This window comes from Streptomyces sp. F63 (assembly GCF_018070345.1).
Classification (GTDB): Bacteria; Actinomycetota; Actinomycetes; order Streptomycetales; family Streptomycetaceae; genus Streptomyces.
In genome coordinates, this window is sequence record NZ_JAGPXX010000011.1 from 86,871 (window position 1) to 100,733 (window position 13,863).

Below are 13,863 nucleotides of genomic sequence, written 5' to 3' on the forward strand. Positions count from 1 at the left end.
TTCGCGCCGGTCAGCCGGCGGCGGCCAGAGCGCCCATCGGGTCGTCCAGGACGTCCTGGACGACCGACTGGGCGGCGCCCAGCAGCGCGGCGTCCCGGCCCAGTCCGGAGACGACGATCTCGCCGTGCGCCGCGCGGGCCGGATCGGCCACGTGCCGGCGCAGCTCCCGCTCCGCGGCGGGCAGCAGCCACGGCGACAGCTCGGTCAGCGCCCCGCCGAGCACGATGGTCTCCGGGTCGAGCAGGTTCACCACACCGGCGAGCGCGGTGCCGAGCGCCGCCCCCGCGCCCCGCAGCGCCCGGCGCGCGGCGGTGTCCCCCGCGTCCGCGCACGCCCGCAGGACGGCGAGCCCCGCGGTGCCGCGCTCCTCGATTCCGGCGGCCCGGAGCACGGCCTCCTCGCCCGCGTACTGCTCCAGACACCCCCGCCCACCGCAGGCGCAGGGGCGCCCCGCGGGGCGTACGGGGACGTGTCCCAGCTCTCCCGCGAAACCGTGCGCCCCGCGCAGCAGCGCGCCGTCCACGACCACCGCCGCGCCGATGCCGATCTCGGCCGAGACGTAGACGAAGTCGCGCGGCGCCGGGGCGCGGCCGCCGCGCCAGAGCTCGGCCAGCGCGCCGATGTTGGCCTCGTTGGCGATCGTGACGGGCAGGGCCAGGGCGCCGGCGAGGGCGGCACCGGCGTCCAGGTCCTGCCAGCCCAGGTTCGGGGCGCGCACCACCGTCGCCGCGTCCCGCGCGACCAGACCGGGCACGGCCACCGTGACGCCGACCGGACGCAGCCCCTCGCGCTCCGCGTCCGCCGTCACCCGGGCGCACAGCCCGGCGAGCCGCCGCAGGACCGGTCCGGGCGCGCTGCCGCGGTGCTCCGCCGCCTCCTCGGCCCGCGCCCGGACCCGTCCCCGCAGATCGACGGCGCAGACGGCCAGCCGGTCCACCCCGATCTCCGCGCCGAGCCCGGCCGGACCGCGCTCGCTCAGCGCGAGGTCGCTGCCGGGGCGTCCCACCGTGCCCGGTCTGCTCCGGCCGAGCTCCACCAGCAGCCCGGCGCGCGCCAGTTCGTCGACGAGTGTCGACACGGCGGCGCGGGTCAGCCCGATCCGGGAGGCGACACCGGCGCGCGAGATCGGCCCGTGCGCGGCCACCGCGTGCAGCACCAGGGAGAGGTTGCGCTGCCGCATGCCGTGCTGCGTGTTCGGCGCCGGTACGGCCACGGCCGCGGCTCCTTTCGTCGTGGACGCTCCGACCCTACGGGGACGCCGGGGCCGGCGCGCGGGCGGTGCCGCCGCACCGTTTCCGGCCGGTGCGGCGGCACCGGGGCTCAGTTCTCCAGCAGCGGGCCCGCGTCCCCGAGGGTCCGCGCCAGCCGGTCCCGCGCGGCCTCGTCCCGTTCCACCGGGTCCAGCGACACTCCCCGGTCGGTTCCCCAGCGCCGGGCCACCTCGGCCGGGTCCTCCCCGGTCAGCAGCCCGGCCGCCTGCGCGGCGGCGCCCAGCGCCACCAGTTCGGAGGCCTCGGGCACCAGCACCGGGCGGCCGGAGAGCCGGCGCACCGTCTCCCGCCAGGCGGTGCCCCGGGCACCGCCGCCGATGAGCAGGATCGGCGCGTGCGGGTCGGCGTCCGCGTCCAGCACCAGGTCCAGGGCCGACAGCAGCGCGTACACGGCGCCGTCGTAGGCGGCCTGGAGGATCTGCCCGGGGGTGGTGTCGTGCCGCAGTCCGTACAGCAGCCCGGACGCGTAGGGCAGATTGGGGGTCCGCTCGCCGTCCAGGAAGGGCAGGACGACGGCGGAGCCGCCCGGTTCCACGGCCTCGCGGTCGCGGCCGAGCAGTGCGGCGAACCGGTCCACCGCCAGGGTGCAGTTGAGCGTGCAGGCCAGGGGCAGCCAGCCGCCGCGGGCGTCGGCGAACCCGGCGACCGTGCCGGTCGGGTCGGCGGGACGGCGCGCCGAGACCGCGTAGACCGTGCCGGAGGTGCCGAGGCTCAGCACGGGCCGCCCGGGCCGCAGCCCGAGGCCCAGCGCGGCGGCCATGTTGTCGCCGGTGCCCGCGGCCACCACGGCCCCGGGCTTCAGCGGCAGGCCGTCCAGGCCGCCGCGGACGGTGCCGGCGGCCGACCCCGGCGCCACGACCTCCGGCAGCAGCGCCGGGTCGAGGGCCACACGGCCGAGGACGTCCTCGTCGTAGCGCCCGGCCGGCGAGTCGCCCTCACCGCGCCACCAGCCGGTGCCGGAGGCGTCGCCCCGGTCCGTGGTGCCGCGGCCGGTGAGCCGTTCGGTGAGGTAGTCGTGCGGCAGGCGGACGGCAGCCGTGCGCGCGGCGGCCTCCGGTTCGTTCTCCCGCAGCCATGCCCACTTGGTGACGGTGAAGGCCGGGGCGGGCACCGAGCCGATGCGCTCCGCCCACGCCTCCGGGCCGCCGAGTTCCTCGACGAGCCGGTCGCGCTGCGGTGCGGAGCGCACGTCGTTCCAGAGCATGGCGGGCCGCACCGGCCGCCCGCCGGCGTCCAGGGTCACCAGCCCGTGCTGCTGCCCGCCGACCGAGACGGCCTCCGCGCGCTCCGCGGCCCCGCCGCACTGGCGGAGGGCCTCGCCCAGCGCCGTCCACCACTGCCCGGGATCGCTCTCCCGTCCCGCGCCGCCGCTGACCCGGTGCGGCGCCTGCCCGCGGGCGACGACCTCGCCGGTGGCGGCGTCGACGACCAGTGCCTTCGTGGACTGGGTGGAGCTGTCCACGCCCACGACGAGCGGCCCGTCACCGGAGCGCTGCCCTCCCGTTGCTGTCATCGCGCGATCCCTTCCGGGCCGTCCCGTGCCCTGTCCCTGGTGTGCCTGTGGCGTGCCGGTGCGGTGCCGGTGCCGCCTTCTCCGGCGATTTCTCCGGCCGGGAGGCCTCCGGGCTTCCCAGCCGCGCTCGTGCATACTAATTTGTAAAGTGCCATGACGAAATAGCGAGGAGCCCGCAATGAGCTACCAGCCGACACCGGACGACAAATTCAGCTTCGGCCTGTGGACCGTGGGGTGGCAGGGACGCGACCCCTTCGGCGACGCCACCCGGGCCGCCCTCGACCCGGCCGAGTCCGTACGGCGGCTCGCCGACCTCGGCGCGTACGGCGTGACGTTCCACGACGACGACCTCATCCCCTTCGGCTCCTCGGACACCGAGCGCGAGTCCCACATCAAGCGCTTCCGCGAGGCGCTCGACGCCACCGGCCTGATCGTCCCGATGGCCACCACCAACCTGTTCACCCACCCCGTCTTCAAGGACGGCGGGTTCACCTCCAACGACCGCGACGTGCGCCGCTACGCGCTCCGCAAGACGCTGCGCAACATCGACCTGGCCGCCGAGCTCGGGGCCCGCACGTATGTCGCCTGGGGCGGACGCGAGGGCGCCGAGTCGGGCGCGGCCAAGGACGTGCGCGTCGCCCTCGACCGGCTCAAGGAAGCCTTCGACCTGCTCGGCGAGTACGTCACCGAGAAGGGCTACGACCTGCGGTTCGCCCTGGAGCCCAAGCCCAACGAGCCGCGCGGCGACATCCTGCTGCCCACCGTCGGGCACGCGCTGGCGTTCATCGAGCGCCTGGAACGCCCCGAGCTCTACGGCGTCAACCCGGAGGTCGGCCACGAGCAGATGGCCGGGCTGAACTTCGCGCACGGCATCGCGCAGGCCCTGTGGGCGGGCAAGCTCTTCCACATCGACCTGAACGGCCAGTCGGGCATCAAGTACGACCAGGACCTGCGCTTCGGCGCCGGCGACCTGCGCTCCGCCTTCTGGCTGGTCGACCTGCTGGAGACGGCCGGCTACGAGGGTCCGCGGCACTTCGACTTCAAGCCGCCGCGCACCGAGGACTACGACGGTGTGTGGGAGTCCGCCGCCGGCTGCATGCGCAACTACCTGCTCCTCAAGGAGCGGGCGGCGGCGTTCCGCGCCGACCCGGAGGTGCAGGAGGCCCTGCGCGCCTCCCGGCTGGACGAGCTGGCCCGGCCGACCCTCGGCGAGGGCGAGACGCTCGCCGGTCTGCTGGCCGACCGGACCGCCTTCGAGTCCTTCGACGCCGAGGCGGCGGCGCGGCGCGGGATGGCCTTCGAGCGGCTGGACCAGCTCGCCATGGACCACCTGCTGGGCGCCCGCGGCTGACCCCCGCGCAGGCGCCCGGGGGCGTGCGCGCATTGCCGGCGCACGCCCCGCGCGGCCGGGCCCGGCCTCCCCTGTACGGGCCCCGGTTTCCGCGGGCGGCCCGGTCCGGACGCACCCTGTCCGGGCCGGGCCGTCGCGCGGCGGTCCCCTCCGGGTCCGCGCGGCGGACATCAGGGTCGGCTCAGGGTCCGGCACGGAACCACGGGCCCCGGTCCGGCCGTTTCACCGGGTACAGCGGCACCCGCCGCTCAAGGGAGGCGCGGAAGAGATGTCGAAGCGGACGAAGATCGTGGCCGGCGGCGCGGTGGCGGGCGTGTTCCTGCTGTGGCTGCTGCCGTTCTGGGCGGCGCTGCTGGTGCTCGTCGGAGTGCCGGTGGGCGCCTATCTGCTGCTGGACCCCTCGCAGCGGCGCAGGCTGAAGAGGGTGACCCGCAAGGAGCTGGGCCGCTGACCCGGCCGCCGGCACCGTCCCGGGCGGAGCCCGCGGCACGGGGCCGCCCGTTCCGCGGGGACGGAACGGGCGGCACGGAGCCGCGCACGCGCGCGGCGGGGACGAGGACGCGCGGGACGCCGGGCGGCGCCGTCAACCGCGCAGCGAACAGCTGTTGACGGGGTCGCCGCCCGCCGGCCGGGGCAGCACCCGGTCCGCCGGCGGCGCCGTGCCGCGCTCCACCCAGTCGGTGAGTGCCGTCAGGGCCGCCCGGTAGCAGGGCAGGATCGGCCGCAGGCGGTCCGGGTGGCTGTCGTACAGGCCGTCGACATGGGTGCCGCCCTCCACCGTGTAGTAGCGGTGCAGCCGCTGCCGCCCGCGCTCCGTGACCATCCGGTGGTAGACGTCCGAATCGGCCGAGACCGGCAGCAGTGCGTCCAGATCGCCGTGCAGGGTGATCAGGGGCCTGCCGATCCGCCCGGTGAGCCCGATCCGCCCGACGGCGCGGTGCACGGACGCGGGGCGGGCGGCGTAGTCGTACTCCGCGTCGGACGCGCAGGGCGCCAGGATCTCGCCCGCCGTCGAACCGGCGGACGCCCCCGGACACCCCGGGTCGTAGGAGGGATCGAGTTCCGCGCGGTAGATCTTCTGCGTCACGCCCCAGTACGCCCGCTGGTGGTACGGCCAGAGGAACTCGGTGGCGGGCGTGAAGCCGGCCGCCGCCATGTCCGCACCGGAGGCGGAGCCCGCGCCGTGAGCCACCGCCGTGGGCAGGGAGGTCAGCGGATGGGGGCCCTCGGCCGTCCAGAGGGTGCCCTCCCAGTCCACGCCGCCGTCGTACAGCTCGGGGTGGTTCTCCAGCTGCCAGCGGGTGAGGTAGCCCCCATTGGAGATGCCCGTCACGTAGGTGCGCCGCGGGGCGTGCCCGTAGCGCTGGGCGACGACCCGGCGCGCGGCCCGGGCCAGCTCCGTGGTGCGGCGGTGCCACTCGGCCATCGCGTCGCCGGGCCGCCTGCCGTCGGTGTAGAAGTCGGGCCCGCTGTTGCCCTTGTCGGTCGCCGCGTAGGCGAAACCCCGGGCCAGGACGTGGTCGCCGATGATGGCGTCGGTCGCGTACTGCTTGCGGGTGCCGGGGGCTCCCGTCACCACCAGGCCGCCGTTCCAGTCGTCGGGCAGCCGGATCACGAACTGGGCGTCGTGCCGCCAGCCGTGGGTGTTGTTCATCCGCGAACCGTCGGGGAAGTAGCCGTCGATCTGGATGCCGGGGACACCACCCGGGGTGACGGTGCCCCGCGCGGCGAGGCCCGCCTGGTCCGCGGTGTCGGTGTAGCGGGTGCCGGCGAGGTGCGCCGTCGTCAGCCCGGGCAGACAGGCCGACTCCTGGTGCTCGGCGCCCGGTACGGCGAGCCGGGCCAGCCGGGCGCAGTGCCCGCCTCCCTCACCGGACGCCGCGGCGGCGGGCGGGGAGGCGTGGGCGGGGCCGGCGACGAGCGCGGCGAGCAGGCCCAGGGGCAGAAGAGAGGCGGCTCTGCGACGCGGACGCATGGGGGTCCTCCAGGTTTCTCCGCGGGACGGGGCGGCGCGCCACATCCTGCGGGTTCCTGCCGCACGGAACCATGGGCGCGGGCCACATCGGGCGGGCCGGCCGAGTGTGCCCTGCCGCTTTCAACGGCCGGGCCCCGCCGTGGGGTTGGCCCGCGGCGCGGAGCCCGGTGTGCTCCGCTCGCCGTCGGCGGGCACCCCGCCCGGGCGCCGCGTGCGCCGCCTCAGACCGGCTTGGCCGCCATGGCGTCCAGCGCCTGGAGCAGCCCGGGCAGCCTGGGGCCGCGTCCCACCGGGATCACATCCCCCGGCATGTCGTCGAGCAGGACGAACGCCATGTCGTCGGTCCGCGCCACCAGGCTCCAGCCCGGCCCGTCGGCCCGCAGCGTCCTGGCCCCGTCCGAGGCGAAGGCGGAACGGACCCGGCCGGGCGGCGGAGGCGACTCCACATAGGCGTGCGCTTCCCGGAGCACCCGCCGTACGCCCTCGTTCGACGGCTCGGCCGGCCCGCTCCCCGTCCCGGTGGCGGCCTCCGCGGTGCCGTCCCCGGCGGGCTCCTCCGCGCCCTCGTACTGTTCCCGCCAGACCGCCCACCGCAGGGCGATCTCGTCCGCGCCCAGTCTGCGCTGGGCCGGCCCCCAGGTCTCCGCGTCCGGCGGGGCCAGCGGCCGCCGTCCGCTCTCCGGGTCCGGCGGCGGGTCGTGCGGCGCGGGGATCCCGGGCGCGGAGACGGCCACCGCCAGCGGCCAGCCGGGCAGCACGCTCACGACGCTGCGCTCGTCGGGCGACAGGTCGTACTCCATGCCGCAGTCCCAGGCGGCGAGGGCGCAGGCGACGAGTGACACGTCGTCGATGGCCACCGTCCAGCGGGCGCCGCCGCCGTCCTGCCCGAGTACCAGCCCGTACCCCTCTTCGCCGGGGGCGAGGCCCAGTGCCGCGCAGACCTCCGGGTAGTCGTCGCCGAGCACGCTCGGGAAACGGGCGGGCGTGAGCAGCACGGCGGTCAGGACGAACAGCGCGTCCTCACCCGTCGCGGTCTCCTCCGTCGCGGTCACGGCAGCCTCCCACCAGGTCGTCGGTGCGCGAACCCTAACCAGTGGGTAACCCCGGCGTCGAGAGACCGGGACCACCTCGGGGCGGTCGGCCGCCGGGGCTTCACTCCCCGGGGAGGCCGAGCAGGGCGCGCGCCACCCGGTGCGGGGACTCCCCGCGTTCCCGGGCGAGGGCGACGACCGCCCTGCCCGCCAGTTCCGCCACGCCGAAGGACAGAGCCTCCGGGGAGACCCAGTCGGCCGCCTCGGCGGCGCGGTCGTCGTCGTTCTCGGCGCCCGCCGCCACATAGGCGGCGGCCTCGAACAGGTTGTGCGGCCTGCCCGCGGCGGCCGGCGGGGTCCCCGGGCCGCTCCTCCGCGCCACCAGTCCGCGGAACCTGCGCCACATGGCCAACGCCCCTTCCCTCACCCGGTCCTGTTCCCTGGTCCTCTACCCAGCGTGCCCGCGGCCCGCGGAGCGACCGGTCCTCCTGAGGCACTGCGCGGAGCCCGCGGGTGCCTTCCGGCCATGTCCCGGCAGCTGGTGCCGTGTTGGGGGAAGTGCGGTGCCGGGCAGATATGGGGGAATTCCGATCGCATGTGAAGGAAGACTGCTCAGATGCTGCCGACCTCCGTAATCGTCCGGAGCGCCGCCCGCAGGCCGCGGTAGCGTGCCCCACCCAGGGATATGAGCAGCCGGCCCGTGCGCCCACGCCTGCCGCGCCCGCCGCGCTGCCGGGGGAGTGAGGAGCACGGCCATGGGCGACGCCTACGGGAACGGTGCGGGTTGGCGCCCGGACGGCGGCCTCGGCGGACTGCTGGACGAGTTGGTCGACCGGGTGCCCGGAGTGCGGTACGCGGTCCTGCTGTCCGCAGCGGGCCCGGAGATCGGATCGTCGCGGGGGCTCAGCCGGGCGGACGCCCGCCGTCTCGCCTCCGTGGCCGCCGGCTTCCACCGCGTCGCCACCGACGCGGGGCGCCGTCTCGGGGCGGGCAGCGGCCGCCGCACCATGGTGGAACTCGAGGCCGGCGGCTGGCTGTTCGTCGCCGCCGCGGGCCGGGACGCGTGTCTCGCCGTGCTGGGGACCGGTGAGGCCGACCCGGGCGTGGTGGCCGCCGAGACGGAGCGGCTGGCGGGCCGCCTCGGCGGTGTCCGCCGACCGGGGCCGCCGCCGTCGCCTGTCCCGCCGGGCACCGCGGGCTGACCTCGCCCGCGCCGGCTTCCGGGCGGCCCGCACCGTCCGCGCCGGCTGCTCTCGGGCGTCCGCGCCGCGGATGCTGCGGCGATGTCCGTGATTCCGCCCCGGATCTCTCCCGGTTCCGCCGGGAATGGCACACAGCGTGCGGTGGGTGGCCGGGGGCTGTCTTGCCCCCGTGGCCGAGGTGGGACAGGCTGGCGGCAGTCGAGGCGAATCGCCGACGGGGAGGCAGGAATGGCGCTCAGCAAAGGGCTCGACTGGCTGCTGAACGACCTGACGAAGCGATTGGCCTACGTGAGGCACGGGTTGATCCTGTCCAATGACGGCCTGGTGACGGCGGCGAGCGAGGAACTGGGCCGCGAGGACGCCGAGCACCTGGCCGCCGTCTGCTCCGGTCTCCACAGTCTCGCCAAGGGGTCCGCCCACCGCTTCGCGGCCGGCCGGGTCCGGCAGACCATGGTCGAGTTCGACGACGGCGTGCTGTTCGTGACGGCGGCCGGCGACGGAAGCTGCCTGTGCGTCCTCACCGCGGCCGGGGCCGACATCGGACAAGTCGCCTACGAGATGACGCTGTTGGTCAACCGGGTGGGCGAGCACCTGGGCGTGGCGCCGCGCGAGCGCGGGGGACCGGACGGCTGAACGGCCCGCCGCCGGGCACCGCCTCCGGTCCGCAGGGTCCGCGCCGAGTTATCCACAGGCCGAGCGGCATGTCCGCCGCCCGCGCTACGGTCGTCACCATGAGTCATGAAGTGGTGACGGAGCGAGGTGGGGAGTCCATGGCGGCGCAGGCGGGGGACGGACGGCGGCGGGCACGGCGGAGCGGCACGGAAGGAACGCTCGCTCTTCGCGGCGCCGCGACGCGGCTCGGGCTGAAACCGGGCGAGTTGGAGCTCGGCGTGCGGCTCGGGGTGGTGCGGACCGTTGCGGGTCCGGAAGGGCGGCGCAGGGTCCCGGTGGCCGAGGTGGAGCACCTCCGGTCCGCCGGGGGCTTCCCGGATGCTCTCCGGGAGCGGGTACGGTGCGTGGCGGCGACCGAAGGCGCCGCCCTCATGGGAATCGGCCCGGCGCGCTTCACACGGCTGGCCAGGGCGGGCTGCTTCAGCCCCGTGGCGTTCTACGTCAATCGCTACCGCGCCCTTGTCTGGCTCTACCCGGTGGCGGAACTGCGGAAGTTCGCCGAACGGGAGCCCGCTCTGCTCACCGGGAGCACCCCCCGGAACCTCCGGAAACTGCTGGACGCCGGTGAGGACTGGCGGGCCCGCAACTGGCGGAGCCGGCGCGTCGCCCAGCTGGCCCGGGAGGCGGAGAATGCCTGGGAACGGGCCGCGGTAGCGGCAGCCGTGCTCGGAACAGACCAGCTGGCGGAGGTCGTCGACGACCCCTACGAACGGGCCCACCTGCGCCGTCTGAGGGCATCACTGCTGCCGGCGAAGGGCGAGCCCCCGTCCTCCCGGCCACTGGTGGAGCCGCTGCTCACCGCGGACGACCCGGACGAGATCCTCTGGCACCGGATCAGCCTGGCGCTCTGCCTGGACGAGGCGCGGGCGGAGCACCCGGCTCCCCGTCCGGGTGAGGCCGGACCGCCCCGCCCGCGGTGTTCCCCGGAGCCGGCGCCCGGGACCGGCCGGGAGGACCCGGGAGCGGAGCCCGCCACCGGAACCGGCGTGCGCCCGGGGCGAATCCGCTCCTCCGGCTCGGAACGGCCCACCGGGCGGACGGACAGGCCGGGGCCCGCCGGGAAACCGGGATCCCGCGGACTCCGGCGCCGGCTGCACCGCTCGCGGTCGGGCTGAGCACCGGACCCGGGTGCGGCCGCTCCCGGTCCCCTCCGGCCGCTCCCGGGGCGTCGGGCCGGCCCCGGCCCGCCGGGGCCCGTTGGCTCTCCCCGCGTGGCCCGGACCAGCCGTGCGACCCGGATCAGCCGCGTGGCCCGCCGTGGACGCGGGCCGCCCGGGCCGCGCACCGCCCGTACCGGCACCACCGACACCGAGAGGACGGACTCCCATGTTCCCCCGGAGGAATCCGGCGCTACAACTGACCCACGTCCGTGAGCCGGACCACCGCGCGACCCTCCTCGTCGGAGGCCGCGAGGTCCACCTCCGCACCGATGCCCCAGTCGTGGTCGCCGTCCGGGTCGGCGAAGGTCTGCCGGACCTTCCACAGGCCGTGTTCGGTGTCCTCCTCGATGCGCAGCAGTTTCGGGCCGCGTGCGTCCGGGCCGGTGCCCAGGTCGTCGTACTCGTCCCAGTACGCCTCCATCGCGTCGGCCCAGGCGTCCGCGTCCCAGCCGGACTCGGCGTCCAGTTCGCCGAGTTCCGCGTATTTCCCGATGGCGGCGAGTTCCACCCGCCGGAACATCGCGTTGCGGACCAGGACCCGGAAGGCGCGTGCGTTCGTGGTGACCGGCTTGACCTGGTCCGCCCGCTCCTGGGCTTCCTCCGCCGTCTCCACCTCGGGGTTGGCCAGCTGCTCCCACTCGTCGAGGAGGCTGGAGTCGACCTGCCGGACCATCTCGCCCAGCCAGGCGGTGAGGTCCTGGAACTCGTCGGACTTGAGGTCGTCCGGCACGGTGTGCTCCAGCGCCTTGTAGGCGCTCGCGAGGTACCGCAGCACGATGCCCTCGGTCCGGGCCAGCTCGTAGAAGGCGGTGAACTCCGTGAAGGTCATCGCCCGTTCGTACATGTCCCGGATGACCGACTTGGGGGACAGCGGATGGTCGCCCACCCAGGGGTGACTCCTGCGGTAGACGTTGTAGGCGTGGAAGAGCACCTCCTCCAGCGGCCTGGGGTAGGTGACGTCCTGGAGCCGCTCCATCCGCTCCTCGTACTCCACCCCGTCGGCCTTCATCTGCTGGACGGCCTCTCCGCGGGCCTTGTTCTGCTGGGCGGCGAGGATCTGCCGCGGATCGTCGAGCGTGGACTCCACGACCGACACCATGTCCAGGGCGTAGGACGGGGATTCCGGGTCGAGCAGGTCGAAGGCGGCCAGCGCGAAGGTGGAGAGCGGCTGACTGAGGGCGAAATCCTGCTGGAGGTCGACGGTCAGCCGGACGATCCGGCCCTGCTCGTCGGGCTCGTCGAGCCGCTCGACGACACCGCCGTCCAGCAGGGAGCGGTAGATGGCGATGGCGCGACGGATGTGCCGCAGCTGGTTCTTGCGGGGTTCGTGGTTGTCCTCCAGCAGCCGGCGCATGGCCTCGAAGGCGTTGCCCGGCCGGGCGATCACCGACAGCAGCATGGTGTGCGTGACCCGGAACCGCGAGGTCAGCGGCTCCGGCTCGGAGGCGATCAGCTTCTCGAAGGTGTTCTGCCCCCAGGAGACGAAACCCTCGGGAGCCTTCTTCCGGACCACCTTCCGCCGCTTCTTGGGATCGTCACCCGCCTTGGCGAGCGCCTTCTCGTTCTCGATGACGTGCTCGGGGGCCTGGGCCACGACGAAGCCGGCGGTGTCGAAACCGGCCCGGCCGGCCCGGCCGGCGATCTGGTGGAACTCCCGTGCCCGCAGGGTCCGCACCCGCTGCCCGTCGTACTTGGTCAGGGCTGTGAACAGCACGGTCCGGATCGGCACATTGACGCCCACGCCGAGCGTGTCCGTGCCGCAGATGACCTTGAGCAGGCCGGCCTGCGCCAGCCGCTCCACCAGACGCCGGTACTTGGGCAGCATGCCCGCGTGGTGCACGCCGATCCCGTGCCGGACGTAGCGCGAGAGATTGCGCCCGAAGCGGGTGGTGAACCGGAAATTGCCGATCAGCTTGGCGATCTCGTCCTTCTCGGCGCGCGAGCACATGTTGATGCTCATCAGCGCCTGGGCCCGCTCCACCGCCGCCGCCTGGGTGAAGTGCACGATGTACACGGGCGCCTGATGGGTCTCCAGCAGTTCGGTGAGCGTCTCCGTCAGCGGAGTCGTGCGGTACTCGTACGACAGTGGCACGGGCCGGGTCGCGGAGCGGACGACGGCGGTGGGCCGGCCCGTGCGCCGGGTCAGGTCCTCCTCGAAGCGCGAGACGTCGCCGAGGGTCGCCGACATCAGGATGAACTGCGCCTGCGGCAGCTCCAGCAGCGGGATCTGCCAGGCCCAGCCGCGGTCGGGCTCGGCGTAGAAGTGGAACTCGTCCATCACGACCTGGCCGATGTCGGCGTCCTTGCCGTCGCGCAGGGCGATGGAGGCGAGCACCTCGGCGGTGCAGCAGATGACGGGGGCGTCGGCGTTCACCGAGGCGTCGCCGGTCAGCATGCCCACGTTCTCGGTGCCGAACAGCTTGCACAGGTCGAAGAACTTCTCGGAGACCAGTGCCTTGATCGGGGCGGTGTAGAAGGTGACCTCGTCCCGGGCGAGCGCGGCGAAGTGCGCCCCGGCGGCGACCAGGCTCTTCCCCGAGCCGGTCGGTGTGGAGAGGATGACGTTCGCCCCGGAGACCACCTCGATCAGCGCCTCTTCCTGGGCGGGATAGAGGGAGATCCCCCTCTCCTCGGACCAGGCCGAGAAGGACTCGAACAGGGCATCGGGGTCGGCGTCGCTCGGCAGGTGATCGATAAGGGTGGTCACACCCCCCATACTGCCTGCTCCGGTACCGGATCGGGGAACCGGCCGGAGGGTCGAAGATCATTGCGGCTAGGCTGGTGTGCCGACGGGGCACCAACGTGCGGCCACAGACGACCACAAGAGAAAACGGGGGGCGGGCCACCAGATGATGGGACCGGCGCACTCACTGTCCGGAGCGGCGGCCTGGCTGGGGGTCGGCGCCGCCGCGGCGGCCGCGGACCGGCCCATGCCGTGGCCGGTGCTGGTCGTCGGCGCGCTGATCTGCGCGGGCGCCGCCCTCGCCCCCGATCTCGACCACAAGTCGGCGACCATATCCCGGGCCTTCGGACCGGTCTCGCGCACCCTCTGCGAGGTCGTCGACCGACTGTCCTCCGCTGTCTACAAGGCGACGAAGAAGCAGGGCGACCCGCGGCGCACCGGCGGCCACCGCACGCTCACCCACACGTGGTTGTGGGCCGTGCTCGTCGGGACCGGGGTCTCCGTACTGGCGATGACCGGCGGCCGCTGGGCGGTCCTGGCCATTCTCTTCATTCACCTCGTGCTCGCCGTCGAGGGGCTGTTGTGGCGGGCCGCCCGGGTCTCCAGCGATGTGCTGGTCTGGCTCCTGGGGGCGACCAGCGCCTGGATCCTGGCGGATGTGCTGAACAAGCCGGGCAGCGGCGCCGACTGGCTGTTCAGCGCACCCGGCCAGGAATACCTGTGGCTCGGTCTGCCGATCGTCCTGGGCTCACTGGTGCACTGCGCGGGCGACGCGATCACCGTCTCCGGCTGCCCCGTGCTGTGGCCGATACCGGTCGGGAACAAGCGCTGGTACCCCGTCGGGCCGCCGAAGGCGATGCGCTTCCGGGCCGGGAGCTGGGTGGAACTCAAGGTCCTCATGCCCGTCTTCATGCTGCTCGGCGGCATCGGCGGGCTGGGCGCCCTCGGCGTCATCTGACGTCCGTGCCCCGTCCCCCGGGCTCCGGCCCACGGGGCCCGGGGGGC

At 74.7% G+C, this 13,863-nt stretch carries 12 protein-coding genes; 6 read left to right on the top strand and 6 right to left on the bottom strand.

Going from position 1 to position 13,863, the window contains the following annotated elements; translation table 11 throughout:
* Positions 1 to 10: 10 nt before the first annotated feature.
* Together KBZ10_RS14405 and xylB are read right to left on the bottom strand one after the other, a co-directional pair.
* Entirely contained in the window at positions 11 to 1,180 is a 1,170-nt protein-coding gene (locus tag KBZ10_RS14405; protein WP_210988085.1) for an ROK family transcriptional regulator, read from the bottom strand.
* 140 nt (positions 1,181 to 1,320) lie between these two features.
* A complete protein-coding gene (gene xylB, locus KBZ10_RS14410) occupies positions 1,321 to 2,784 on the bottom strand; it encodes a xylulokinase (protein WP_210988007.1) in 1,464 nt (487 codons plus the stop codon).
* 178 nt (positions 2,785 to 2,962) lie between these two features.
* On the opposite strand from xylB, the gene xylA reads away from it, so the two are divergent.
* Complete coding sequence (xylA, locus tag KBZ10_RS14415; protein WP_210988008.1) at positions 2,963 to 4,135, top strand: xylose isomerase; 1,173 nt, start codon at positions 2,963 to 2,965, stop codon at positions 4,133 to 4,135.
* Between the two features lie 268 nt (positions 4,136 to 4,403).
* Positions 4,404 to 4,586 carry a hypothetical protein gene (locus KBZ10_RS14420; protein WP_210988009.1) on the top strand — a complete coding sequence of 61 codons (183 nt, stop codon included), beginning with the start codon at positions 4,404 to 4,406 and terminating at the stop codon, positions 4,584 to 4,586.
* A gap of 132 nt (positions 4,587 to 4,718) precedes the next feature.
* Here the strand turns inward: KBZ10_RS14420 and KBZ10_RS14425 are convergent, their stop codons facing one another.
* The 3 genes from KBZ10_RS14425 to KBZ10_RS14435 all read right to left on the bottom strand — a co-directional run bounded on the left by KBZ10_RS14425 (position 4,719) and on the right by KBZ10_RS14435 (position 7,547).
* A complete protein-coding gene (locus KBZ10_RS14425) occupies positions 4,719 to 6,110 on the bottom strand; it encodes a tannase/feruloyl esterase family alpha/beta hydrolase (RefSeq protein WP_210988010.1) in 1,392 nt (463 codons plus the stop codon).
* A 221-nt stretch (positions 6,111 to 6,331) separates the two neighbouring features.
* Entirely contained in the window at positions 6,332 to 7,162 is an 831-nt protein-coding gene (locus KBZ10_RS14430; RefSeq protein WP_210988011.1) for a hypothetical protein, read from the bottom strand.
* Positions 7,163 to 7,262: 100 nt separating this feature from the next.
* Positions 7,263 to 7,547 (bottom strand): hypothetical protein, encoded by a 285-nt coding sequence (locus tag KBZ10_RS14435; protein WP_210988012.1) that lies wholly within the window; start codon positions 7,545 to 7,547, stop codon positions 7,263 to 7,265.
* Between the two features lie 349 nt (positions 7,548 to 7,896).
* Between KBZ10_RS14435 and KBZ10_RS14440 the strand changes: the two genes are divergently transcribed.
* From KBZ10_RS14440 to KBZ10_RS14450, 3 genes are all read left to right on the top strand, one after another.
* Positions 7,897 to 8,343 (top strand): roadblock/LC7 domain-containing protein, encoded by a 447-nt coding sequence (locus tag KBZ10_RS14440; RefSeq protein ID WP_210988013.1) that lies wholly within the window; start codon positions 7,897 to 7,899, stop codon positions 8,341 to 8,343.
* Positions 8,344 to 8,571: 228 nt separating this feature from the next.
* Positions 8,572 to 8,976 carry a roadblock/LC7 domain-containing protein gene (locus tag KBZ10_RS14445; RefSeq protein ID WP_210988014.1) on the top strand — a complete coding sequence of 135 codons (405 nt, stop codon included), beginning with the start codon at positions 8,572 to 8,574 and terminating at the stop codon, positions 8,974 to 8,976.
* A 98-nt stretch (positions 8,977 to 9,074) separates the two neighbouring features.
* On the top strand, positions 9,075 to 10,130 hold the full coding sequence (locus tag KBZ10_RS14450) for a DUF6397 family protein (RefSeq protein WP_210988015.1): 1,056 nt from the start codon (positions 9,075 to 9,077) through the stop codon (positions 10,128 to 10,130).
* Positions 10,131 to 10,365: 235 nt separating this feature from the next.
* Here KBZ10_RS14450 and KBZ10_RS14455 read toward each other — a convergent pair whose 3' ends face one another.
* A complete protein-coding gene (locus tag KBZ10_RS14455; RefSeq protein WP_210988016.1) occupies positions 10,366 to 12,891 on the bottom strand; it encodes an RNA helicase in 2,526 nt (841 codons plus the stop codon).
* A gap of 133 nt (positions 12,892 to 13,024) precedes the next feature.
* Here KBZ10_RS14455 and KBZ10_RS14460 point away from each other — a divergent pair, with 133 nt between their 5' ends.
* On the top strand, positions 13,025 to 13,816 hold the full coding sequence (locus KBZ10_RS14460) for a metal-dependent hydrolase (RefSeq protein WP_210988017.1): 792 nt from the start codon (positions 13,025 to 13,027) through the stop codon (positions 13,814 to 13,816).
* The last annotated feature ends 47 nt before the right edge of the window (positions 13,817 to 13,863 follow it).